The sequence below is a fragment of the Peribacillus sp. SIMBA_075 genome (assembly GCF_046534585.1).
Genome location: NZ_JAWRYN010000061.1, coordinates 1 through 21,596, shown reverse-complemented (window position 1 = coordinate 21,596; position 21,596 = coordinate 1). Strand labels below are relative to the sequence as shown.

Here is a 21,596-nt window from a genome sequence, read left to right as displayed (position 1 = left end):
TCCCCGATTGAATATCGAGAAAAGGCCGCAGCTTGAAATACTCTTTTTTTACTGTCTACTTGACAGGGTTATGTGCACTGCACCCCAATTGTTAGACAACATCTAACAATGAAGTGCTCCCTGTCAAGTAGACAGTGGAAATAATAAAAATGCTTTACGCGGCTTGATCCCTAAATTCCAAGGGGCTCAAGCCGTCTAATTTTTCTTGATAGCGCTCTGAATTATAAAACGAAATGTATCCTACAATTGCTATTTTTAGCGCTTCATATGTATCATATTTATTTAAATAGTATTTTTCGCATTTGAGCGTACCCCAAAAAGCCTCGATTGGTCCGTTATCAATACAACGTCCCACTCTAGACATACTATGTACCATCTCGGCATCATCTATCATCCGTTTGAAAAGTTTTGAAGTATATTGATAACCACGATCGCTATGAATAAGTGGATGCTCATCCTCTTTTAATTTTTGTATGGCTGGTGTCATCGTTAGAAATACAAGTTTATTGTTATTCGAATGCCCTAATACATAACTCACAATCGAATTATCGTATAAATCAATAATGGCGCTTAAATAAGCCTTTTTGCCATTCCCATATTTAAACTCCGTGACATCTGTACACCATTTTTGATTCGGTTGGTCTGCTTTGAACTTGCGACTGAGTATGTTTTCTGCTACATAATCTGGATTCGATTTACGATATTTTTTTCGTTTTCGACGAATCACCGATTTTAATCGACACATTTTCATCAAACGATAAATCCGTTTTTTATTTACCTTCGGTAAATCTACTTTTTCACGCTGACGATTGATTGTAAGTGTGATGCGACGATATCCATAAATCCCATCTACTTGTGTATAAAGGTACTGAATTGATTCTAGAAGCTGTTCATTCTCGATTTCCCGTGCTGATGGCTGACGGTTCAACCACTTATAATAAGCAGCACGTGCAACATCGGCAATTTCACATAATAAAATGATTGGCAGTGCTTCCTTCGCTGCTAATTCTTGAATGGCAATATAACGGTTATGTATACAACTTTTACTTAACGACGCCTCCTTTCGATTTCCTCTAACTTTTTTAAGAAGAGATTTTCTGCACGTAATCGTTCATTTTCACGTTCCATGCGTTGAATTTCTAAACGAAACTTGTCTTCAGTGCTTAACTCTTCTTCTAACTTTGTACGTCCACGGCGATCTTGTAAGCCTAATTCCCCGTATTTTTCGAATTTTTTTACCCATTGATATATTTGTTGGTAAGAAACCGCATATTGTTCAGCTGTTACTTGATAACTTTTATCGTTGGCAATACAAGCTTGTGCTATTTCAATGCGCTCTTGTACTGTTGTTTTTCTACCTTTAGTCATAGTTTGGCTCATTCCTTTACCCGAATCTTTTAATTCACTATGACTAGTATACTTTTTAATCCAATTTCGCAAAACAGATGTACCGGAAAGTCTATATTTTCTAACGGTTTCTCTTAATGAATAACTTCCTGAAATATAGTCTTGAACAGCTGCTAGCTTTAATCCTTTCGGATATGTATTATGATTCTCACTTCTATTAAGACTATCCTCTCCAAAAAACAAGTAATTATTTTGCCAATCTTTGATCGTTCTAGAATCAACTTTATGCAACTCGGCCACCTCATTAAGAGTGAATTGGCTATTTTCATAGAAATTTAGAATCTCTAATTTTTCTTCTTTTGAAAAGCTATATTTTCTCATAAAAAAACCTCCCCAATAGGCAAACAGATTTTATTTTTTAATCTGTCTACTTATTGGGGAACGTATCACAATTGGCGGTGCAGTTTTTTTGACTAAATATACGATAGACGAAAAATCACATGCAGTTTTAGTGTACTTAGAGGAAAAAATCCTATAAATCCATTGCACAAGAAAGAAATGTAGGTTTATCCCCTCGTTTCCAAAATGCTGGATAAAGCCTTTGATCGCTTGGAATCGAAAGATTCACCCATTCTTCATTCAGATCAGGGCTGGCATTATCAGATGAAACAATACTCTCATGATTTGAAGAGACATAACATACACAAAGCATGTCCCGCAAAGGAAATTGTCTCGATAATGCGGTCATTGAAAACTACTTTGGCTTATTAAAATCCGAATTACTCTATCTTCAAGAATTTGAAAACATGGAGCATTTCAAACAAGAACTAGAAGAATATATCCATTACTACAATCATCAACGAATCAAGGTAAAATTAAAAGGCAAGAGCCCGGTAGATTACCGGATTCATGCCCTCAAGGCTGCCTAATTAAATAAAGATGCACCCTTATAAATAATTAACTGTAGAGAAACAAAATTTTTGTTTAAAGTCTACTAAAAAATCTTAACTTGATAGGCATGGGAATCAATCCTTAAACTGCTCGATTTATGAAACAACTTCGGATTAAAATAATAGCATAAATCAGTTTGAGGACAATATATACAATAAATATCTACTTTCACTTTATCTACATTATTTATAGCTACTCCAGTTGTAGTGGAATAACTAGAGCGCAATCTGACTTCAAGAATCCCCTTCAGTAATATCCGAAAATAAAGCATCGGTAATATTTTCAGGATTGATAATACCCTCACCATCTAAACAAGAAGGGCTAACTGTTCCGTTTGCTAAAATACCTGCTTGATTTCGAAGGTCATAACAGAAGTCCTTCCCATCATCCTCTTCTTCATGTAACGCAAGCCACTGAAATTCGTAATCTTGATTAATGAAGATGTGGTCCGCAATATCGTTCATCATCAGTTTGAGTGACAAATACACCTAGTTCAAATTATAATGAATTTTTGAAAGCGTATTAATTTACGCGGAAAAGTAAGCTACAATAGAAAAAGAAAATAAACTAATATAAAACGCGAAGAAATAGAATTTATCGTCATGAATAGGGGTATAAGAAAATGAACAATAAACTTCATGAACTCAATAAACAAAAAAAACCACTATTCGTCATTGTGTATGACCAATTGTATAAATTAATCACGGATGGAACATTTCCTCTAGGCAGCCAACTTCCAACAGAACCCGAATTGGCCAAAATATTTGGCGTGAGCAGAATGACATTAAGACATGCTTTGGCACTTTTACAAGAAGATGGATTGGTTAAAAATATCCATGGAAAAGGAAATTTCATTACAAGATTTCATCATAATGAAAGTAGCGATGGCTTAGAGAAGCTGGGGAATCCCTTATATAAATGCTATACGGAAAAAATAGATGATATCGAACTTAATTTCCGAATTGACCTAGTAACGGACTATGCAATGCAAGTATTAAATCAACAAATGACTGCAGTGGTTGCGTTGGAACGCTGGTATAAAAATCACGATAAGATAGTAGCTTTTGCTTTTACTATGATGCCAATAGAAGCCGTTTCCAAATTGAACCTGGACTTACATAACGAGAAGCAAGTATTGGAAATGTTGGAGGAGAAAGTATATGAACTGGCTAACTCCTCTACCATTGAAATTAAACGTTCTAATTCCGCCAATACTCCGTCATTAAAATACCAAATTTTCCACGGGGAGGAATTTGATTTAATTTTAGAAAGTGTATATATCAGCGACAAATACCCTGTGGTTTATAATAAATACTATATACCAATAGAATTTAGTCAAATTAGGATTAAAGCATCTAAATAATCGAATGAACAATCCATTATCTCTTATAAATTTCCATTCGTCGAGAGCTATAAGCGTTAAAGTTCTCTATTTAATTTGGAAGGAGCTGCCTTAAAAGGTCCTTTAAATGACTAAAACCCAAGGAGAAAGTAAATTTTCTCCTTGGATTTTGTTGTTTTGGAAGTTTCCCCCTCAAACAAGTGCTTCTTTTCGGCTTGTTTGGGGGAAGTTGTGTGCTATGGCGACCAGCCCAAATTCAATCGTTGCCTTCACCAATCCTCTTAGCGAGAATCGACGGAACGACCGATTACCCTTGATATGACCGAACGAACTTTCTACCTCCGTTTTTCGTTTGGCGTAGATTTGTGATCCTTCGTCAGACCAAATGCTTCGTTTTGCTTTCGCTTTTAACTCTTCATACACTGGATTGTAATGAACTTGTCGGTTATCTTTTGCTTTTGTGCACTTCTCTTGAAATGGACAACCTGAACAATCCTCACACTCATAAATTTTAAAATCTCTTGTGTGACCGTATGAATCTGTACGCTGTGAATACGTTTTGAATGTAACTTTTCGGTTGTTTGGACAAATATAATAGTCGTCGTGCTCCTTATATTCCCAGTTACTAGCGTTGCGAATATCCTTTTTATACGAACTTGTTTCTTCTTTCCTCATCATAGGGGGAGGAATCAATACTTGAAACTCTTTCTCTACGGCATACAAATAATTTGTTTCACTTCCGTATCCCGCATGGCGACAGTTCGCCTTGGAAACAATACATTGGCTTCTTTTAATTTCTCCAAATGCGGCATGAAACAACGTATATCTGTCTTCGAGAAGCTATTACAATCACCGAAAGTCTCTTATTTTTGTAGTCGTTGTAAATAGTCTTCTTTCAGTTTCTTATGTATTTTTCGTTTCTCTTGATACACTTTCTTTTTCTCTTTTTTTGCTCCCTTATCTTGTTCCTGTTCTACTTCCGTTTTCCCTTGTTCCACCTGTTTTTCTACTTGTTTTACCACTTGTGTTAATTGTTCAGAGGTGACCTTTCGAATAGGTTTTTCTGAACTCACTAGTAATTGTTTATCCAGTTCAATCGCTTCTTCAATGTATTGAAATGTGCGCTGAATATTGTGTTGGAGCTTTTCGTTGTCTGTCGCTTTTTTCCATATGAAAGAACACTTATTGGCATTCGCTTCAACTTTTGTTCCATCCAAAAAGTAATTCTCCATAGGTATATAATTTTGTTTCAATAATAGGTGAATTAATTCTGTGAAAAGGGGTTCAATCATATCCTTCATTCTTTCGGAACGGAAACGATTGATTGTCCGAAAATCGGCGTTTGTTGCCCAATAGCCACATCATTGGTAGGTGTTCTCGTCATGATTTGGCAATATCACGACAAGAATAGATTTTTTGGGTATACGCATAGAGGATTACCTTCGTCATCATTTGGGGATGATAAGAGCTACGACCGCCACCTTGATAACGAGAGAAGAATAAGTCATCTCTTACTTGTTCCTCCATGTCATGGATCACTCTTACCACATGATCTTCTGGATTAAATCGCTATAGGCCATTGGTAGAATTAACCGACCCATGTTATTAATGAATGAAAGTAGCTGAATGGTTACTCATATAAAAATCGTCTCCTATTTTTTGTTTGTGTGGTTACTTACAATTATAATGGGTGGGCGATTTTTTTGTAACAAAAAAGATAAACTCCAAAAGAAAAATGGGTTGTGATCAAAGGAAAGGTATGATATCCTTTTCATTATTCAGATGCATACAAATTTTTAGACAACCATACAATATTGTATATACCAAAGAGTCATCATGCATCGTCATGAAAGCGAAATCAAAAGGTAAGATGTTTTTGGTTGTTCTTGAAAACGCTTCCTTTTTAAACATTATAAGAAGGAACAAACAAAAATGGGTACAACTGTGCACAAGGAAGCCCCCCATTGAAACAAAAGGTGTAGAAATTACTGAAACCATCCTTTTACAAAAGGATCAATTGGTAGTTAAAAGCCAGACAATCATGACTCAGGAAGACAATTCCCTGAATAACAAGAAACGAGGAATATAGCTATGTCTACAATTAATGAAGATGTGAGCATGGAAAAAACTCAGGAATATAGTGCTAAGAAAGCAGTACCCGTTATCTTACTATTATTTCTATTATGTTTGGTAATTGACAATTCGTTTAAGATTATTTCTGTTGACATGGCAAAGGATTTTCACATTTCAGTGACAACAGTTAGCTGGCAAGCAACCCTAGCTGGCCTTGTAATTGGAATTGGGGCAGTGGTTTACGCAGCTTTAGCGGATTCCGTTAGTATCAGAAAACTTTTTAGTATTGGTATTATTTTAATATGTGTCGGTTCTGCCATGGGGTATATTTTTCAACACTCGTTTTTACTAGTTGTTATCTCACGAATTATCCAAACTGCCGGTTTAGCATCAGCTGAAACCTTATATGTGATATTTGTAACAAAACATTTACCTGCAAATGAACAAAAGAAATTTTTAGGATTAAGTACAAGCAGTTTTGCTCTTTCACAGCTTATAGGTGCATTAACTGGAGGTTATGTTTCAACATATTTCCATTGGACAATTCTGTTTTTACTTTCTTTAGTAACACTTTTCACCCTTCCTTTTATTTTAAAGTATCTTCCTAAGGAAGAAGCGAAAAACAGTAATGTAGATGTATTAGGATTATTTCTAGTTGGAGCCATTTCAGCATCCCTACTACTATATATTACCGATTTCAATTGGATTTACCTTCTCTTGTTTATTGTTGCAATGACCTTGTTCCTTACTTATATCAGCAAGAACTCAAAAGCTTTTATCGGAATATCATTCTTTCAAAATAAACAGTTTATCTCATTGCTTGGAGTTGCTTTTATAATTTACTCTGTACAGTTAGCATATATTTTCTTATTTCCATTCTTACTTGAAAAGATTTATGGTTTGAAGCTAGATACCATTTCACTATTATTGATTCCAGGCTATATAGCAGCTACTATAATCGGGGCTCTTTCTGGAAAAGTTGCGAAGGTTATGGGAAGCAAGCAATGTATTACAATCGCTATGTCTAGCATTATGGTCAGCTTACTATTAGGCGGATTCTTTGTAAAAACTTCTGTTGTTGTATTCATAATATCCATGATTTTATTCTCTAGTTCATTTGCATTCATGTATGCACCATTACTTGATTCTTGCATTTGTACGATTGAGAAAGAAAAAACAGGAACAGCAATCGGATTTTATAATTTAACACTTAGTGTCGCTATGTCAATCGGAATTGCCTATACAGCCGCTATGATGGACCATTCCGCAATGAGAAAAAATTTCCTAGGGATAAGCAATCCGGATGCTTCCATGTTTAGTAATATCCTATTCATTCTCGTACTCATTACCCTTTTTAGTTTATCTCTGTACTGGTTATTAGTAGGACGAAAAGCGACAAAATAGATTTATAAAAACCTTAAAATGATTATTTCATGTTAGAACCCCATGCCCCATCGCTATCAAGCTAAGGTTTTACACTATCCATAAAGCCAAAAAGACGTTATCCTTTCTGTAGAATTATAAGAAAGGATGGCGTTTCTTTATGAATCTTTCGATTCTTGATAACTTCAACCGATTGCTGAAGATCTTAATTCACCACAATTTCTTACTGTGCTTCGTTAAGTGTAAATCTTCACAATTTTTTTTGCGAATAATATTCATATTGAAGTCCACTGTATCATTTATTTTTTTTCACAATTATCGATTGATAGCTGTTAAACAATTTTAATGATAGATTTTTTGTGTATTCTTGTACTTCATAGATAAAAGCAGTTAGGACGGGACTCATGTAATCAGTTGAACGTACCTCAAGCCCTAAATAGTGCATAAATCCATTGTAGAAGCTTATTGGCACATGCTATCACAGCGAAAGGTTATTTATTAATCTCCTTAATATTCTAATTTTATGCTAAAAAAATATGGTAATGACTAGAATGCGTTGAAAGGAACTGGTTAAGACCTTGTAAGCAATCGTGCTATAATATTTATAACAGAATACATAATCAAAGGAGTATTGAAAGATTCATTTATGTTCATAAAAAAGATTGGTACCAATCCATTGATCAGAAGAGGATGTTATTGAAATTCCTAAGCAGGATTCATTATCGATTCCTGTCCACGAATTACTTTTTTGTGCTTGGGCCAACTCTTTAGAGAAAAACTAGAAGAAGTTTGGAATGAATGAGAAAAGACCTAGCTAAACATGGCGGGCTATTTTTTATCGAGTATTTATTTTTTGCTTTTTAGAGAGGGAGTTAAATTTTGGATAAACGTGTGTATATATTGGCGATTGTCGCGTTTGTTGTCGGGATGGTTGAATTAATCATTGGCGGTTTACTAGATATTGTCGCGAATGATTTAGATGTGAGTCTTGCGCAAGCGGGTTTCCTTATAACTGTTTTTTCTCTTGCATTCGCGTTAGCTGCGCCCATATTGTTAACAGTAACACAAAGAGTGGAACGAAAACGGCTAACTTTAATTACGTTGTTTATTTTTTTAATAGGAAATGTCATTGCTGTTTTCAGCCCCTATTATAGTATTTTACTTGTTGGGCGTATCATTACAGCTTCTAGCGGTTCATTGCTTATTGCTTTATGTTTAACGATGGTGCCAAATATTGTAACTGAACAATACCGTGCAAGGGCGATCGGAATTGTTTTTATGGGAGTCAGTGCCTCTCTTGTACTAGGGGTACCAATTGGATTGATGCTTGGAAATGCTTTTGGCTGGCGGGCACCCTTTATCATGATCTCCATCCTAACCTTAGTTTCGATGGCGGGGGTGTTTTTCTTTCTGGAAAGAATGGCACCAAAGCCTTCTATTCCAATTGGAAGACAATTACGTACATTGAAAAATCGAAAAATTCTATTTGCCCAGGCAACTTCCTTTGTCATGTTGACGGGTCATTTAACACTATATGGATACCTAACTCCATTTTTAAAAATGAAACTAGGCCTTGATGGAACATGGGTTAGTATTGTCTATTTAATTTTTGGAATTGCAGCTGTAGTTGGCGGGGGAATTGGAGGCTTTCTGGCTGACCGTTTCGGCCCAAAGCGTACTATAATATCTGTCATTATCCTTTTTGCGGTTTCGATGTTATCAATCCCTTATACAACCTTCGCTTTACCAGTTTTCCTAATCTTGATGGTAATATGGAGTATGCTAAGCTGGGCGATCACACCAGCGATGCAAAGCTATCTGATCGAGCTGTCACCAGAAACCTCGGATATCCAGCAAGCCTTAAACAATTCGGCGGTCCATATGGGTATTGCTTTTGGTTCATTTATTGGCGGAATTGTCATTGAGCAAACCTCTGTCGAGTTCAACCCTACAGTAGGTGGTGTGCTCGTCTTGATATCCTTAGGAACAGCTGCTCTTTCTGTCAGGAATTATGGTCATCAAGAGTTCAAAAAAAGCTGATTTCCCTTTAGCATAGGAGAAAAAAGCTTTTTTCCATAATATTGTCTTAGCGTGGTTTTTTCCTTTTTGCTGGCGGCACCCGGGTAATGCCAGCGTCCGTGTAACCAGAGGCAAAGTAAATCCAATTTTGTTTAATAATCCTATGTATGTACTTCTAAGAAAGGCTTCAGGGAAAATGAAGCCTTTTTGTCATGATTAAAACGTCTGTAAAAGGACACTTTTACGAACTTTTTTTGATTGTTACTTCTTTAAAATAGACTCTGTTAAACAATACTTTTGATTTTTCTTCTTCAACTCCCATGAAAATTAAAAAAGCTCAAAATCCATAAAAAACCATAATAAAATAAACCCAGTAAAAACGCTTTTAAAAAAAAGGCTGAGCCTTATGATTGATCTGATTGAGTTTGGTAAATCGTTAAACAAAAACCTCCAATCATAGCAAATTGAGTAGAGGCTAGCGCGACGACCAAAAAAGGATTAATCTCCCATGAGTGCTACCCATAAAGGGCGCGACAGTCGGTGGTACACCGTGGTCATCGGAGTCAGACTAACGGATGGGCTCAAAGGCACCATAGTTCAACGACCTTCTTCGCCAGCCATTAAAACATTATCGACATAGAGACCAATTTTCATTCTCTGTGGTGAAGCGCTGATTTTTGCGCTTCATGGATGGCTAACGGGGCAGGATAGCATTCCTGTAGATCGTTAAATATCAGGTTTAAAAAAAATAGAGCCCCTCAGTAAGATACGAGTATAGAGTCCAATCTAACTCAGAGTCTTAAGGAGGAAGCCTTTATTTTTATAGACACGTATGTAGGCTTCGTTCATATTTTTCATATTTTAGACTAACTTCTAGACTATGTAAAGGGTTATTTTTAGGGGAAACTATCTGGTTTCTTTAGTGTCTAAAATATTAATTGTGCTGATTAGATAAATTACTGAATAATTGCTCTGTAAAATGATTTATTAGCTCAGATGCTTTCTCATTTTTTCTTGTTACCTTCCAAAGATAATAGGGGATCGTTTTATATTTATTTATGGATACAGTGATAACTTCATTTTTTTGCTCTGGGGGTAATGAATGAACAAGATAATCGGGGCCAATTGTAATTGCATTTTCATGAATAATCATTCGAAAAATACCTTCTATGCTATTTGTTATTAATGAGACTTTATTCCATAAATGCGTTGGTAAAATATCTTGAGTAATCTTTTTTAAGTAGGGATCATTATACAAAACAATCATTTCATCCTCTAATTCATCACCTGAGATACTCTGCTTAAAACGCAAATGAGAGTGTTTATTTATTACTAACAAGGTTTCACCTTTGACTAATGGTTCCCATGTTAAAACTTCTTCTTCTTTTTCAGTTTTAAAAGATACAAATCCTAAATCAGCATGGCCGTTTTGAACGTAATTTAGGACTAATCTAGAATCACCTTCAACTAACTGGATATTCACATGAGGAAAGTCTTTCCTAAATTTTATTGTAGTATCAATTATCTGTGAGATCATCCCTGGGATAGTAGCAATAACAATATTCCCCTGATTTTCACTTTGGAATAATGATATTTCATTCTTCATTTTATTAATCGTTTTTAAAACAGTAATCGCATGTTGAATAACGATTTTTCCTTCAATGGTTGAATTGGTTCCTTTCCTTGAACGGGTAAAGAGTGTAACACCTAATTCATTCTCTAATTGTGCAATTGATTGGCTTATTGTTGGTACGGTCATACGGTTTTTTTTTGCTGCTTCAGTGAAAGATCCTAACTCTCCTACATCAATTAAATATTGAAGCTGAATGATATTCATGTAAGACACATCCTTAAAAAAAATTTAAGTAAAAATAAATTTAAGTAAATTTATTTTATCATAATTATAAATTATAATACAGATGTAGAAGCAAGGTATTCATATAGCTTTGTTACAAGATGTCTTATAAAGAAAATTTTTCATGAAGGAAAGCTTACAAAATAATAAAGGCTCAAGATTGTCATCATAAGGAGTGTAAAACGAATGAATATCAACAATGTGCCAAAAAATTTAACTACACCATTAACTTCACCAGCATATCCAATGCCGCCGTATAAATTTGTGAATCGGGAATATTTAAATATTATTTATAGAACTGACATGACAGCTTTACGTAAAGCTGTACCTGAACCTTTAGAAATTAAGGAACCTTTCGTTAAGTTTGAGGTGATGAAGATGCCTGATGTTTCTGGACTTGGTTCTTATACTGAAGCAGGACAAGTTATACCAGTAAGCTTTAATGGAGAAGAGGGTGATTATATACATTCCATGTATGTTGACAACTTCCCAGCGATTGCAAGTGGACGTGAACTGTCCGCTTATCCAAAAAAATTAGGTAATCCAGAGTTGCTTATAGACTCGGATACTTTAGTTGGGACACTTGATTATGGTTCATTACGTGTTGCAACTGCAACAATGGGCTATAAACATATTCCATTAGATCATAAAGAAGCTCTGAAAGAAATATCCCGCCCAAATTTTATGATTAAGATAGCAACGGGATATGAAGGACAAATAAAGGTTTGTGATTTGGTTCGTACTCAAATTACAGATATCACAATAAAGGAAGCTTGGACGGGACCTGCACGATTGCAACTATTTGAGCATGCACTTGCGCCGCTTGCAGATTTACCAGTCCTTGAAGTTGTTTCAGCTACACATATTTTGACTGATTTAACCTTAAATGCTGTACAGCCAGTTTATAATTTTCTGAATACGAAATAAGGAAAGGTGTGTTTAAGATGAGAGTTGCAGTTTTAGGAGCAGGTTCTTTAGGAACCATTATTGGGGCATTTATTGCAAAGGGCGGAGAAAACGTCGAATTAATTGATGTAAATCAGGCTCATGTCGACGCATTAAACAAATTTGGAGCGAAAATTGTAGGCACAACAGAATGTACTATACCAGTAAAAGCAGTTACACCAAAACAAATGTCAGGGACATATGATTTAGTCTTATTGCTTACGAAACAACTTTATAATCAATCCGTTATAAGCGAATTACTTCCTTTCCTAAATGAAACAAGCGTTGTTTGTTCGTTACAAAACGGAATTCCTGAGGGAAATATTGTTTCATTAGTCGGTAAAGAGCGAGTAGTGGGTGGCTCAGTTGAATTTGGGGCAACGTGGGTAGAACCAGGCGTTTCAAAACTTACTACAAACTTTGGTACTTTTAAGGAGCAGGCATTTACAATCGGTGAACTTGATGGTTCAATGACTGAAAGAATTCAAAATATAAAATCTGTATTAGATCATGTAGGTGGCACAGTTTTATCGGACAACCTTGTTGGAATCAAGTGGTCAAAATTAATGGTCAACGTAGCTCTTAGTGGTATGTCAGCAGCGCTTGGGGGTACGTACGGTGATGTACTCGATAATGAGTTTGGTGTTATGAGTGCAGTGCATTTAGCGGATGAAACTATTAAGGTAGGTCACTCAAGAGGTATAAAATTTGCTCGTATGGGGGGCTTTGATATTTCATCTTTAGAAATAAAAAATGAATCTGATATTGCTGATAGAATGAATGTTTTTAGATCGATATTCAAACCACAAGCACTATTAAAAGCGAGTATGTTACAAGACCTTGAAAAGCAAAGAAAAACAGAAATAGACTATATTAATGGAATCGTTCCTAACCAAGCGAAGCATTCAGGGATTTTAACACCATACAATGATTTAGTAGTAAAACTTGTGAAACAAGCAGAAGAAACGAAGAATATTCCGAATTTCGGATTAAATATTCAATCGTTTAAACATCTAATTGAAAATAATAATTAAAGCTTTGTCATAAAAAGAAACTTATGCAAACAATAACCGATTCCATATGTGGTAGTTATGGAATCGGTTATTAGTTATTTAAGGATAATTATCTTACTGCTTGAGAATTCAGCTATGGGGGAATTATACATGTCCATCAACTTAAGAGATTTTAATACCCCCAAGTACCAAAAACGTTATTCTTTCTAAACAAGCTTGATTAGAAAGAATAACGCTTTTGGTATGTCTGTATCTGAATCTGATGCTTTTTGAACGCAGAGAGATTTATTTCAAAAGTAATTAAAAAACCTTAACCCAATAAAATACAGGGCTAAGGCTACTTAAAATCTTATTTATTTACTGTCTATTTACTGTAGTAATCCATAAAATGGTTCTTCGTTTAATTATAGAAACTAGCTTAGGATTATTTTAATCCTAACTGATTTAACACAGTATCTAATGTAGAACCTTTATACTTAGTTTTCGCTTTAGGTGCATTCGGAACTTTACTATTTTGTAATCCATAGTTTTTAATAAGAAGATCCATATCCTTTTTATCAACAACTCTATCGAAGTTCAAATCTGCACTTGATTTATTTGTTCCCCAATAAGTTTGTAGATATATTGCATCCATTATGTCAATTACATTATCTTTATTTGCATCCCCAGCTTTAGCTTGCTTGCCAAAAGGTCTTAAATTTCCGATTAATTCTCCACGAACGTCATCTGATAGCACAAACGAATTATACATCGTAAAATGACCTGGTACATCTACTTTTAGTGTATAAGGATTTTTATCAGCATTCATTCCATCTGCAGTGTAGGTTCCATTTTTTATTGGAGCAGCCTCAAAAACAGTTTTACCATCATATGACGTTACCGTTACTTTTGCACCAATTTTGGTATGATCAAACGTGTAATTCGGTTCGCCTGTTAAAGGATCAGTCGTTCCTTCTAAATTAAAGTTACCATTTATCCTTGAACATATGTTTTTCATGTTTTTAATATTATTCGTACGAATAGAATAATTTATAGTATCTCCGGTTGAAACGGCTTGTTTAGTTGCTTTTAAGTAATACTAAGGGTACGTATTAGAAACAAAAGCTACCCTTAGCATGATGCTTCCCGCAGCCCTATGGCAGATGGTCCACGACCTGGTTTAATACTTTTCACTAGCGTTCCTCTCCCCTCTACATTTTTTCGGGAGTAACTAGTAGTAAATAATCACTGGAATGAACAAAGGAGAGATTACGATAAAGAGTTTCTAAATGCGCCAAGGAAGCATCATAGAATAGATAAGGCACCTTACCCTTTTGATGCAAATGCCGGATAAGGGCCTGACAGCATTTTTCACCGTATTTCTTGCCACTTGCTGATTTATCAGTATAAACAGCGCCAATCAATGCAAATTTAGAACTTTCCGAATGAGCCAGCGCTGCTGATACAATGTTGCCATCTTCTTTAACGATAAAGACGGAACCATTTTTCACAAACGTTTCTATTCGTTCAGGAACTTCAATCATAATGTCTTTTCCTTGATAAAACTTAATAATTGCAGAAATATCTTCTTCAGTTGCCTGCGTCACTTCGCTAGTCTCCGCAGTAGTAACATGATTTAGGGGAATATATCCATATCGATAAAAATAAGGCTGTCTTGACGGAATATTCCCTAGACACTGCAATAGATCTACGAGCCCGTACAAATATTTGGAAGAGCAAGAGGAGAGGATTTCCTGGAATAGTGGAATATATGCCACGTCCCTCACTGCAATTCCTGTATTGTAGGGACTATAATACACTGCGCCTGCCAGTACATCCCTGTCAAAATAACCGTAATAACCAAATCTGGCATCCTCATTGCTAAGAAAATCAAGGTACTCATAAAACTGTAAATTATTACACTCATCTATGTTTAATAGACCAACCAATGCCTGTTTATCATCGACTGTTAATTTTCTGATCACAGAGAACCTCCTAACATCCATCGTGTAAAAAACGCCTATTAATATAATATTAGAAAAATAGGCAGAAAAAAATTCATGTGTATGAATGTTTTTTCGCATAAGACAAAGTTATGTTCCCCATCATGGTGTAGCCTATTTTTAATGCTCGCTCATCAATCTGAAAGTACGGATCATGCAGGCTGGGATAATCCCCTGTAGCTCCCCCTACTCCCAGCCAGTAATATACACCTTTATAATCCTCCAAAAATCTCGAAAAATCTTCCGATCCTAAGCTTGGCAGAATATCAGGACAGCTTGCTTCACCATATATATCTGTAATCATTTGTTTGACATATTTCGCTTCTACTTCATCATTGCATGTAGACGAATAACCGGAATAGACTGTTAACTCAGAGGTTGTTTCCATCGCCTTGCAGGTATATTCAATAATATCCCTTAGCCTCTCTTCTACTTGTTTCCTCACCTTAGAGTCAAACGTACGAATGGTGCCTTCTAGATAAGCTTCATCAGCAATCACATTGTAGCGATACCCTGCTTTTAATAATCCGATCGTAACAACCACCTCTTTTAAGGGATCTACATTTCGGCTGACGATTGTTTGCAGGGTGCTTATCACTTTTGTTACTGCCAAGATTGCATCTTTTCCCTGGTGCGGCATGCTTGCATGACCGCCTTTTCCTTTGATCGTGAGCTCAAATTTATCTGAAGCCCCCATAATAAAGCCCGGTTTCACACCAAATTTTCCAACCGGAAGCTTCGGCCATACATGTTGAGCATAGATGACATCCGGTTTGTATTTATCAAAGATGCCATCTTCGATCATCAGCTTTGCTCCACCAATCGGAGAAACTTCTTCCGATGGCTGAAAAATGAGCAATACTTTTCCATTTAACTCAGCTTTTTTTTTCATTACGTGATGAGCTGTTCCAATTAACATCGCCGTATGGGCATCATGCCCACAGGCATGCATTTTTCCCTCGATTGTAGAAGCGTAAGCTACATCGGCTTGTTCTTTGATCGGCAGGGCGTCCATATCTGCACGCAGCGCAACGATTGGACCTTCTCCCTCGCCTTCAATAACGCCCATTATTCCGTATCCGCCGTAACCTGTTTCATAAGTAATTCCCAGTTTCTCCAATTCTTGTTGAACAATCTGCGATGTGCGCCTTTCCTCTCCGCCAAGTTCAGGATTCCTGTGGAAATCTCTGCGAAGTTGAATAACATACTCTTCCAATTCTTGTCCAGTTAGTGGGTTCATACACTAAGCCTCCTGAAGTAATCCTAACATCGTATTATCCTGTTGCTTCCCTTAGAAGCAGCCCGCTTTCTTCCGGCTTTTCATAGACAAACGGAATCAGTTCGATTCGTTCATCCTTGTAAATCTGAATTCTTTCGATCATCTGATCTGAACCAAAAACGGCTATATGAATAATCAAATTAACCATCCAACATCATTTTGCTAATTCACCGCCATAGAGATAAACTTAACCTCCAGGTACTCTTCCATTCCGTGATGTCCTCCCTCTCTCCCAAGCCCGCTTTCTTTCAACCCACCAAAAGGCGCTTGCGCTCCTGAGGGAGCAGCGTCATTAATTCCCACGATTCCATACTCTAATTTTCCGGACACTTTTACCGCTCGCGACAGATCATTCGTAAATATATACGCGGCTAAACCATACCGTGAATCATTTGCCCCTTGGTCACTTTCTCATCGTTTTTTCGAAAGGTAAATTATTGATGCGTATCCAAAGCTTTTTGCATTAACAAATGGAAATGGTGAACAGCCTTTTCAGTTAAGGAAAAGCGGCCTTGAGTATACGCGCGACTACGCAATCCTTTTTGCACATTTTCAATCAGCGCAAAATCCTCATTACGCGTGATTTCGATCAGTTTCAACGTTTTTTCGTGTTCTTCTGTCATGTTGTCATCGAGGAAGTAAGTAGTATAAACGGATTCCGTGGTTTCAACATCGATAGGGATCACTTGATATGTGGAGAAGTTTTTTGGTCCCGGATTAAACGAGATCATCAAATTTGGCCATAACCAATAATATTTGCCCTCCCGCAGGATGCCATCCTCAAAGTTCAACTGAGTTGACTCCTCGATTTTTCCTTTGTTGTCCTTCATCGGACTATACTGATAAGAATAATTTTCAAAAAGTTTGTAGAAGTAATTTTTCATGTCAAGGGTCTTGATCAGGGCAGGATGAGCAACAGGACAATGATCGCATTCCAGATAATTATCAATCACAAGCTTCCAGTTTGCCTTTACTTGACCTTTGAAAACAGTTGTTTGTTTTAATTCACCAAAGTTATACTGCTTAAATTCTTCAAATAATTTTCCGAATGTTGCCGACATTGGAAGTGCATGGTGATCAAGGTTTACAAAAATAAACGCATCCCCAGCTACCTCAACTTTTACCTCGCTGAGACCGTAATTTTCTTTTTCAAAGCACTCGACACCTTTGAAATTAGGTGCTTTATTCAACGATCCGTCAAGATTAAACGTCCAAGCATGGTATGGACATTGAAGTATTTTCTTGCAGCCTTCCCCTTCAACCACCTTCGCTGCTCGGTGTAAACAAACATTATAAAATGCCCGTATTTCCCCATCGTTGCCACGTACGATAATTAGCGGTTCATCCGCAACTTCGCAGGTAAAATAGTCCCCTGGATTACGAACTTTACTGACATGCCCCACATACTGCCAGGTTTTCCTAAATATTTTTTCTTTCTCTTCCTCCAAAGCCTCCGGGTTGACATATAATTTCGCCGGAAGCGTATGTGCCAATCCTACCTTAGGGTCTATCTTCTCTTCTTGGAACGCCATGAGCTAATCCCCTCCTATGAAAGTTTCCTGACTAATTTTTTGAATGGTAAACGCTTACATACAACGTAAAATCCTTTATTTCTTTCGATATCCTACTTAAAGGACATTTTTTAACGAAATAATTCGTTAAATATTTGTATTGGACTCTCTTTTTAAATATTGTATTTAAAAAGAGAGTCTTTCCTGCATCTAATATGTAAAACCGTTAAAAATTACATTGGATCCATATAAACTGTCTTCACTTCTGTATAAAATTCAATAGCAGTTTTGCCCAGTTCACGACTACCGGAACTAGAATTTTTACAACCGCCAAATGGTAATTGTGGTTCTGTTCCTGCTGTTTCCGAGTTAACATGTACAAGTCCTACTTCTGCATCTTCAACAAAACGGCGAGCCATTGTTAAATTGTTTGTACAGATGGCCGCACTAAGGCCAAATTCTGTATCATTTGCTATTTTCACTGCCTCCTCATAATCTTTGGCTTTAAATAATGCAATAACTGGACCAAAAATTTCTTCACGGGCAATTTGAGCATTTGTTGGCACGTTTTCAAATATTGTTGGTTTTACATAAAAACCATTTTTTAATTCATCATCCTCCGGTACCTCCCCACCGCAAAGCAGTGTTGCTTCTGATTTCCCTGTTTCTATCATTTCAAGCACTCCATCAAGCTGTGTTTTCGATACGGCAGGTCCGATATATGTTTCTTCGTGAAGTGGATTCCCTATTCTTAATTCCTTCGTACGCGCTACAAGCCGATCACGGAATGATTCGTAAATTCCTTCTTCTACAATCACACGACTAGTAGCTGTACATTTTTGACCGATAGATTTAAATGCACCGCCTACAGCTATTTCAACTGCTTTTTCAAGGTCTGCGTCATTTAGAACAACAAGTGGGTTTTTTCCGCCCATTTCCATCTGTACCTTTTTCCCGTGTTCTACAGCCTGTTCTTGAATGAGCCGACCTACTTGATTCGAACCGGTAAAAGAAATGGCTTTTATATCTGGATGTTTCACTAATTCATTCCCAATAACAGAGCCCCTGCCAAATACACAATTAAGGACACCTGCTGGTAGACCAGCTTCATCAAAAGCCTTCATGACATGATATACAGATTTTGGTGTTAAATCAGCAGGCTTAATCACCACCGTATTTCCGTATATAAGTGCTGGTGCCATCTTCCATACTGGGATCGCAATTGGAAAATTCCACGGTGTAATTAATCCCACAGGACCTAAGGGTGTACGAGTCGTATACAAAAATGTTTTCTCATTAGCGGACGGTATTACTTCTCCAAGTGGTTGCCGTGCTTCAGCCGCAAAATATTCGAGGATACTTACTGCACGATTGGCTTCCCCCATCCCTTCTGATAAATTTTTTCCCTCTTCTCTAATTAGATCCCGTCCTATTTCCTCTATGTTTTCTTTTAGAATAGCCGCAGCCTTTTGTAAATAAGTTGCTCTTTGGTGAATGGAAAGTCTTTTCCAATCTGGAAATGCATCTTTTGCAGCTGCAACCGCATCTTGTACATCAGTTGCTGCACTGGATGGGAATTCCCCTAGGCTTTCTTTATTATGTGGACTAAGATTCTCTCTAAATTCCTCTGTAGATGGTGCTTTCCATTGTCCATTAATGTAATTTAAATAACGCATCCTTCAATATCCCCCTTGAATTTCCTATTATTCTTTTTTCGCTCTCTAGTTCATACAATTATCCAACTAGATTTTTCGTATTCGTGTCTTCCTCCACTGTGGCACCTTGTTTTCTTGTTATGGCACTGACAACTAACGTTACAACAATATTGATAATTAATACGGCTAATCCGATATCTAAATCCTTGATTACTTGTGGAAGGGACGGGAAAAATGTTGCAAGTGACGTTTCTGTAATAGTTAAATATACGACGATCATAATACTGACAATCATTCCGGAAAAAGCCCCCTGAACGGTAACAGGATTCCTTTTCCAAAGACTAAAAATCAGTGCAGGAGATAGCTGTACCATAAAACTATAAGACAAGAGATATAGCGTAAAAATGTTTTTTCCGCCATTGAATGTAAAGTAAAGTGCCACCAAAGCAATGACAGGCACCAACATTTTGCTCAACTTTACCAACTGTTGATCAGTTGTGTTTGGTTTCCATACTTTATAGATGTTTTTAGAAAGAATCGTTGCAGTTGCCGTCAATATTAATGAACTTGGGATAAGAGCGGCCATTGCTCCAGCTGCCCCAATCACACCAACAAACCAAGGATCAAAAGACATTTTAGCCATTTTAAACACGGCTAAATCCGCATCTGTACCATTTAAATCTGGAACTTGAATAATAGCGGAAAAGCCGATAAGCAAGGAAAAAACAATAATAATCTGATAAATGGGCATTACCCCCGCATTCACACGCAGTGATTTAGCACTTTTAGCCGAGAACACCCCCGCTAGCATATGTGGAAACATGTAAAAGCCTAGTCCCGTCATGATCGTTGCAGAAACAAACCATGATATACTCAACCCTTGTTCAGGGAATAGTAAAAATTCACTTTTTGCCGTATTGATTGCTTCAAACATCGGACGTATTCCGTCGTAATAATGAAAAGGAAAATAAAATCCCATAAAGACGATCACAGCCAGGATCAGAATATCTTTAATAATCGCTGTCCATGCGGCCCCATGCATCCCTGATACAGTTACATAAATTGTGATGGCAATCACCCCTACCACTATCGCCATGTTGGGAGAAATCAAACCATAGGATGCTTGGGATACAATAATTCCTAACCCTTTTAACTGCACCACCAAATACGGGATAATGGCAATAACACTTATTATTGCTACTAGAACGCCGAGAGCCGGGCTATTATACTTTTTTTCATAGAAGTCTGATTGGGAGAGGACATTATTTTTCTTCGCAAACTTCCAAATGGGTGGCAACATCCAGTAAGCGATTACAAAATAGAAGCAATTAAAAGCGTATAGGGCTGTGGGCATACCAGATCTATAGACACCACCACTTGCTCCTAGAAAGGTATAAGTAGTAAACATCTCACCCGCTAGCAAAAAGAACAGCAATATACTTCCAAAACCCCGTCCCCCGACAGACCACTGTTCCATATTCATTTCTTTCCCTTTACCAGCCTGTAGTCCTAACCATATACACAAAACTAGGAAAAAGAGTATTACTAGAAGGGCTGCATTCATAATTCTTCTTCCTCCTTATTTGCGGGATCCAGTTTATTAGCAATGATCAAAAACAAAGATGTCAGACAAACCCAGCATATAGCCCAAAAAAGGACAAACGGCAATCCAAGTACATAGGGTTCCACTCGATTAATCACAACAAGTGAACCCAAGGCAGGTATGATAGTTAATATAAAAATCTTCTTTTTCATCTTCCATCTCCTCATTTGGAATACTTACATGTATATATGGTTGTTCTAGCTTACAATTCAAAACAGGTTAGTGGATGTATGGATGGGAAATGGTTCCATAGTAGACTGAATATTCACTCGATACTAAATACAATGATTTAATAGAAATATCACGATCAAGAAGAATTTCGGGAGCAGGCATTAATGTTATGCAACTATTACGTTTCTTTATTTCATTCCCCTAAAAGTTCTACAGATGATCCTGAAAATCTATTATACTGTTTTATTGGGTTGCCCATTTGTTAGGATAGTAGCATCGATTTTCTTTCTGGTAAATTTAAAATAGTAAAAGACATAACAAGCTACAATGAAGCCGAATCCTATATACAGTGATGTCCGTTGTGTCGGATCGAAAGCGGTAAACACGACGATACCTACGCACATGATGAGGCAACCAATTGGAACTAGAGGGAAGAAAGGAACCTTAAATTTTAAATCCTCCAACTT

General features: G+C 36.8%; 17 protein-coding genes and 6 pseudogenes. 6 read left to right on the top strand and 17 right to left on the bottom strand.

Annotated features, from left to right (window positions below; translation table 11 throughout):
- Positions 1 to 154 precede the first annotated feature (154 nt).
- Positions 155 to 1,728 (bottom strand): IS3 family transposase gene (locus SB775_RS25350; RefSeq protein WP_410863897.1). Its coding sequence is split into 2 segments (ribosomal slippage): positions 155 to 1,086 and positions 1,086 to 1,728, totalling 1,575 coding nucleotides; the frame shifts between segments, so codons are not numbered across the junction.
- A 186-nt stretch (positions 1,729 to 1,914) separates the two neighbouring features.
- On the opposite strand from SB775_RS25350, the pseudogene SB775_RS25345 reads away from it, so the two are divergent.
- Positions 1,915 to 2,276, top strand: a pseudogene (locus SB775_RS25345) (transposase); the annotation flags it as partial.
- Between the two features lie 65 nt (positions 2,277 to 2,341).
- On the opposite strand, the pseudogene SB775_RS25340 reads toward SB775_RS25345, so the two are convergent.
- Positions 2,342 to 2,548: pseudogene (locus SB775_RS25340) on the bottom strand (group I intron-associated PD-(D/E)XK endonuclease); the annotation flags it as partial.
- Positions 2,538 to 2,753: pseudogene (locus tag SB775_RS25335) on the bottom strand (SPASM domain-containing protein); the annotation flags it as partial. The pseudogenes SB775_RS25340 and SB775_RS25335, both read right to left, overlap by 11 nt.
- A 167-nt stretch (positions 2,754 to 2,920) precedes the next feature.
- Here SB775_RS25335 and SB775_RS25330 point away from each other — a divergent pair.
- Entirely contained in the window at positions 2,921 to 3,661 is a 741-nt protein-coding gene (locus tag SB775_RS25330; RefSeq protein ID WP_097795053.1) for a GntR family transcriptional regulator, read from the top strand.
- A 171-nt stretch (positions 3,662 to 3,832) separates the two neighbouring features.
- Here SB775_RS25330 and SB775_RS25325 read toward each other — a convergent pair whose 3' ends face one another.
- From SB775_RS25325 to SB775_RS25315, 3 genes and pseudogenes are all read right to left on the bottom strand, one after another.
- The gene (locus SB775_RS25325) at positions 3,833 to 4,459 is read right to left on the bottom strand and encodes a transposase (protein ID WP_410863895.1); all 627 of its coding nucleotides are present in this window, start codon (positions 4,457 to 4,459) and stop codon (positions 3,833 to 3,835) included.
- A gap of 44 nt (positions 4,460 to 4,503) precedes the next feature.
- Positions 4,504 to 4,857: a hypothetical protein gene (locus SB775_RS25320; RefSeq protein WP_410863893.1), complete on the bottom strand. Its 354-nt coding sequence runs from the start codon at positions 4,855 to 4,857 to the stop codon at positions 4,504 to 4,506.
- A gap of 163 nt (positions 4,858 to 5,020) precedes the next feature.
- Positions 5,021 to 5,191 (bottom strand): annotated as a pseudogene (locus SB775_RS25315) (transposase); the annotation flags it as partial.
- Positions 5,192 to 5,731: 540 nt separating this feature from the next.
- Here SB775_RS25315 and SB775_RS25310 point away from each other — a divergent pair.
- Together SB775_RS25310 and SB775_RS25305 are read left to right on the top strand one after the other, a co-directional pair.
- Positions 5,732 to 7,117, top strand: a complete 1,386-nt coding sequence (locus SB775_RS25310) for an MFS transporter (protein ID WP_410863890.1) — start codon at positions 5,732 to 5,734, stop codon at positions 7,115 to 7,117.
- Positions 7,118 to 7,975: 858 nt separating this feature from the next.
- Entirely contained in the window at positions 7,976 to 9,136 is a 1,161-nt protein-coding gene (locus SB775_RS25305; protein ID WP_410863889.1) for an MFS transporter, read from the top strand.
- 913 nt (positions 9,137 to 10,049) lie between these two features.
- Here SB775_RS25305 and SB775_RS25300 read toward each other — a convergent pair.
- Positions 10,050 to 10,952, bottom strand: coding sequence for a LysR family transcriptional regulator (locus SB775_RS25300; RefSeq protein ID WP_410863887.1), 903 nt, complete (start codon positions 10,950 to 10,952; stop codon positions 10,050 to 10,052).
- A 204-nt stretch (positions 10,953 to 11,156) separates the two neighbouring features.
- Here SB775_RS25300 and SB775_RS25295 point away from each other — a divergent pair, with 204 nt between their 5' ends.
- Both SB775_RS25295 and SB775_RS25290 read left to right on the top strand, forming a co-directional pair.
- Positions 11,157 to 11,897 (top strand): acetoacetate decarboxylase, encoded by a 741-nt coding sequence (locus SB775_RS25295; RefSeq protein ID WP_410863885.1) that lies wholly within the window; start codon positions 11,157 to 11,159, stop codon positions 11,895 to 11,897.
- Between the two features lie 17 nt (positions 11,898 to 11,914).
- Entirely contained in the window at positions 11,915 to 12,949 is a 1,035-nt protein-coding gene (locus tag SB775_RS25290; protein WP_410863884.1) for a ketopantoate reductase family protein, read from the top strand.
- A gap of 403 nt (positions 12,950 to 13,352) precedes the next feature.
- On the opposite strand, the gene SB775_RS25285 is transcribed toward SB775_RS25290, so the two are convergent.
- The 10 genes and pseudogenes from SB775_RS25285 to SB775_RS25240 form a co-directional block, all read right to left on the bottom strand.
- Positions 13,353 to 13,925 (bottom strand): dockerin type I domain-containing protein, encoded by a 573-nt coding sequence (locus tag SB775_RS25285; protein ID WP_410863883.1) that lies wholly within the window; start codon positions 13,923 to 13,925, stop codon positions 13,353 to 13,355.
- Between the two features lie 193 nt (positions 13,926 to 14,118).
- Positions 14,119 to 14,892, bottom strand: a complete 774-nt coding sequence (locus tag SB775_RS25280) for a GNAT family N-acetyltransferase (protein WP_410863882.1) — start codon at positions 14,890 to 14,892, stop codon at positions 14,119 to 14,121.
- A gap of 73 nt (positions 14,893 to 14,965) precedes the next feature.
- Positions 14,966 to 16,150, bottom strand: a complete 1,185-nt coding sequence (locus tag SB775_RS25275) for a M20 metallopeptidase family protein (protein ID WP_410863881.1) — start codon at positions 16,148 to 16,150, stop codon at positions 14,966 to 14,968.
- A 34-nt stretch (positions 16,151 to 16,184) separates the two neighbouring features.
- Positions 16,185 to 16,328: a hypothetical protein gene (locus tag SB775_RS25270; RefSeq protein WP_410863879.1), complete on the bottom strand. Its 144-nt coding sequence runs from the start codon at positions 16,326 to 16,328 to the stop codon at positions 16,185 to 16,187.
- 23 nt (positions 16,329 to 16,351) lie between these two features.
- Positions 16,352 to 16,600: pseudogene (locus SB775_RS25265) on the bottom strand (aldehyde dehydrogenase family protein); the annotation flags it as partial.
- A 23-nt stretch (positions 16,601 to 16,623) separates the two neighbouring features.
- The gene (locus tag SB775_RS25260) at positions 16,624 to 17,721 is read right to left on the bottom strand and encodes an aromatic ring-hydroxylating oxygenase subunit alpha (protein WP_410863878.1); all 1,098 of its coding nucleotides are present in this window, start codon (positions 17,719 to 17,721) and stop codon (positions 16,624 to 16,626) included.
- 212 nt (positions 17,722 to 17,933) lie between these two features.
- Positions 17,934 to 19,376, bottom strand: coding sequence for an aldehyde dehydrogenase family protein (locus SB775_RS25255; RefSeq protein WP_410863875.1), 1,443 nt, complete (start codon positions 19,374 to 19,376; stop codon positions 17,934 to 17,936).
- Positions 19,377 to 19,434: 58 nt separating this feature from the next.
- A complete protein-coding gene (locus SB775_RS25250; protein WP_410863873.1) occupies positions 19,435 to 20,919 on the bottom strand; it encodes a sodium:solute symporter family protein in 1,485 nt (494 codons plus the stop codon).
- Positions 20,916 to 21,110 carry a DUF3311 domain-containing protein gene (locus SB775_RS25245; protein WP_410863872.1) on the bottom strand — a complete coding sequence of 65 codons (195 nt, stop codon included), beginning with the start codon at positions 21,108 to 21,110 and terminating at the stop codon, positions 20,916 to 20,918. Before SB775_RS25245 ends, SB775_RS25250 begins: the two co-directional genes overlap by 4 nt.
- A gap of 252 nt (positions 21,111 to 21,362) precedes the next feature.
- Positions 21,363 to 21,596: pseudogene (locus SB775_RS25240) on the bottom strand (S-methylmethionine permease); the annotation flags it as partial.

Excerpts from the sequence above, each read along its gene's own strand:
- SB775_RS25300 (WP_410863887.1), bottom strand. The coding sequence starts at position 10,952 with ATGAATATCATTCAGCTTCAATATTTAATTGATGTAGGAGAGTTAGGA.
- SB775_RS25295 (WP_410863885.1), top strand. The coding sequence starts at position 11,157 with ATGAATATCAACAATGTGCCAAAAAATTTAACTACACCATTAACTTCA.
- SB775_RS25250 (WP_410863873.1), bottom strand. The coding sequence starts at position 20,919 with ATGAATGCAGCCCTTCTAGTAATACTCTTTTTCCTAGTTTTGTGTATA.
- SB775_RS25330 (WP_097795053.1), top strand. The coding sequence starts at position 2,921 with ATGAACAATAAACTTCATGAACTCAATAAACAAAAAAAACCACTATTC.
- SB775_RS25260 (WP_410863878.1), bottom strand. The coding sequence starts at position 17,721 with ATGGCGTTCCAAGAAGAGAAGATAGACCCTAAGGTAGGATTGGCACAT.
- SB775_RS25245 (WP_410863872.1), bottom strand. The coding sequence starts at position 21,110 with ATGAAAAAGAAGATTTTTATATTAACTATCATACCTGCCTTGGGTTCA.
- SB775_RS25275 (WP_410863881.1), bottom strand. The coding sequence starts at position 16,150 with ATGAACCCACTAACTGGACAAGAATTGGAAGAGTATGTTATTCAACTT.
- SB775_RS25285 (WP_410863883.1), bottom strand. The coding sequence starts at position 13,925 with ATGAAAAACATATGTTCAAGGATAAATGGTAACTTTAATTTAGAAGGA.
- SB775_RS25290 (WP_410863884.1), top strand. The coding sequence starts at position 11,915 with ATGAGAGTTGCAGTTTTAGGAGCAGGTTCTTTAGGAACCATTATTGGG.
- SB775_RS25310 (WP_410863890.1), top strand. The coding sequence starts at position 5,732 with ATGTCTACAATTAATGAAGATGTGAGCATGGAAAAAACTCAGGAATAT.
- SB775_RS25255 (WP_410863875.1), bottom strand. The coding sequence starts at position 19,376 with ATGCGTTATTTAAATTACATTAATGGACAATGGAAAGCACCATCTACA.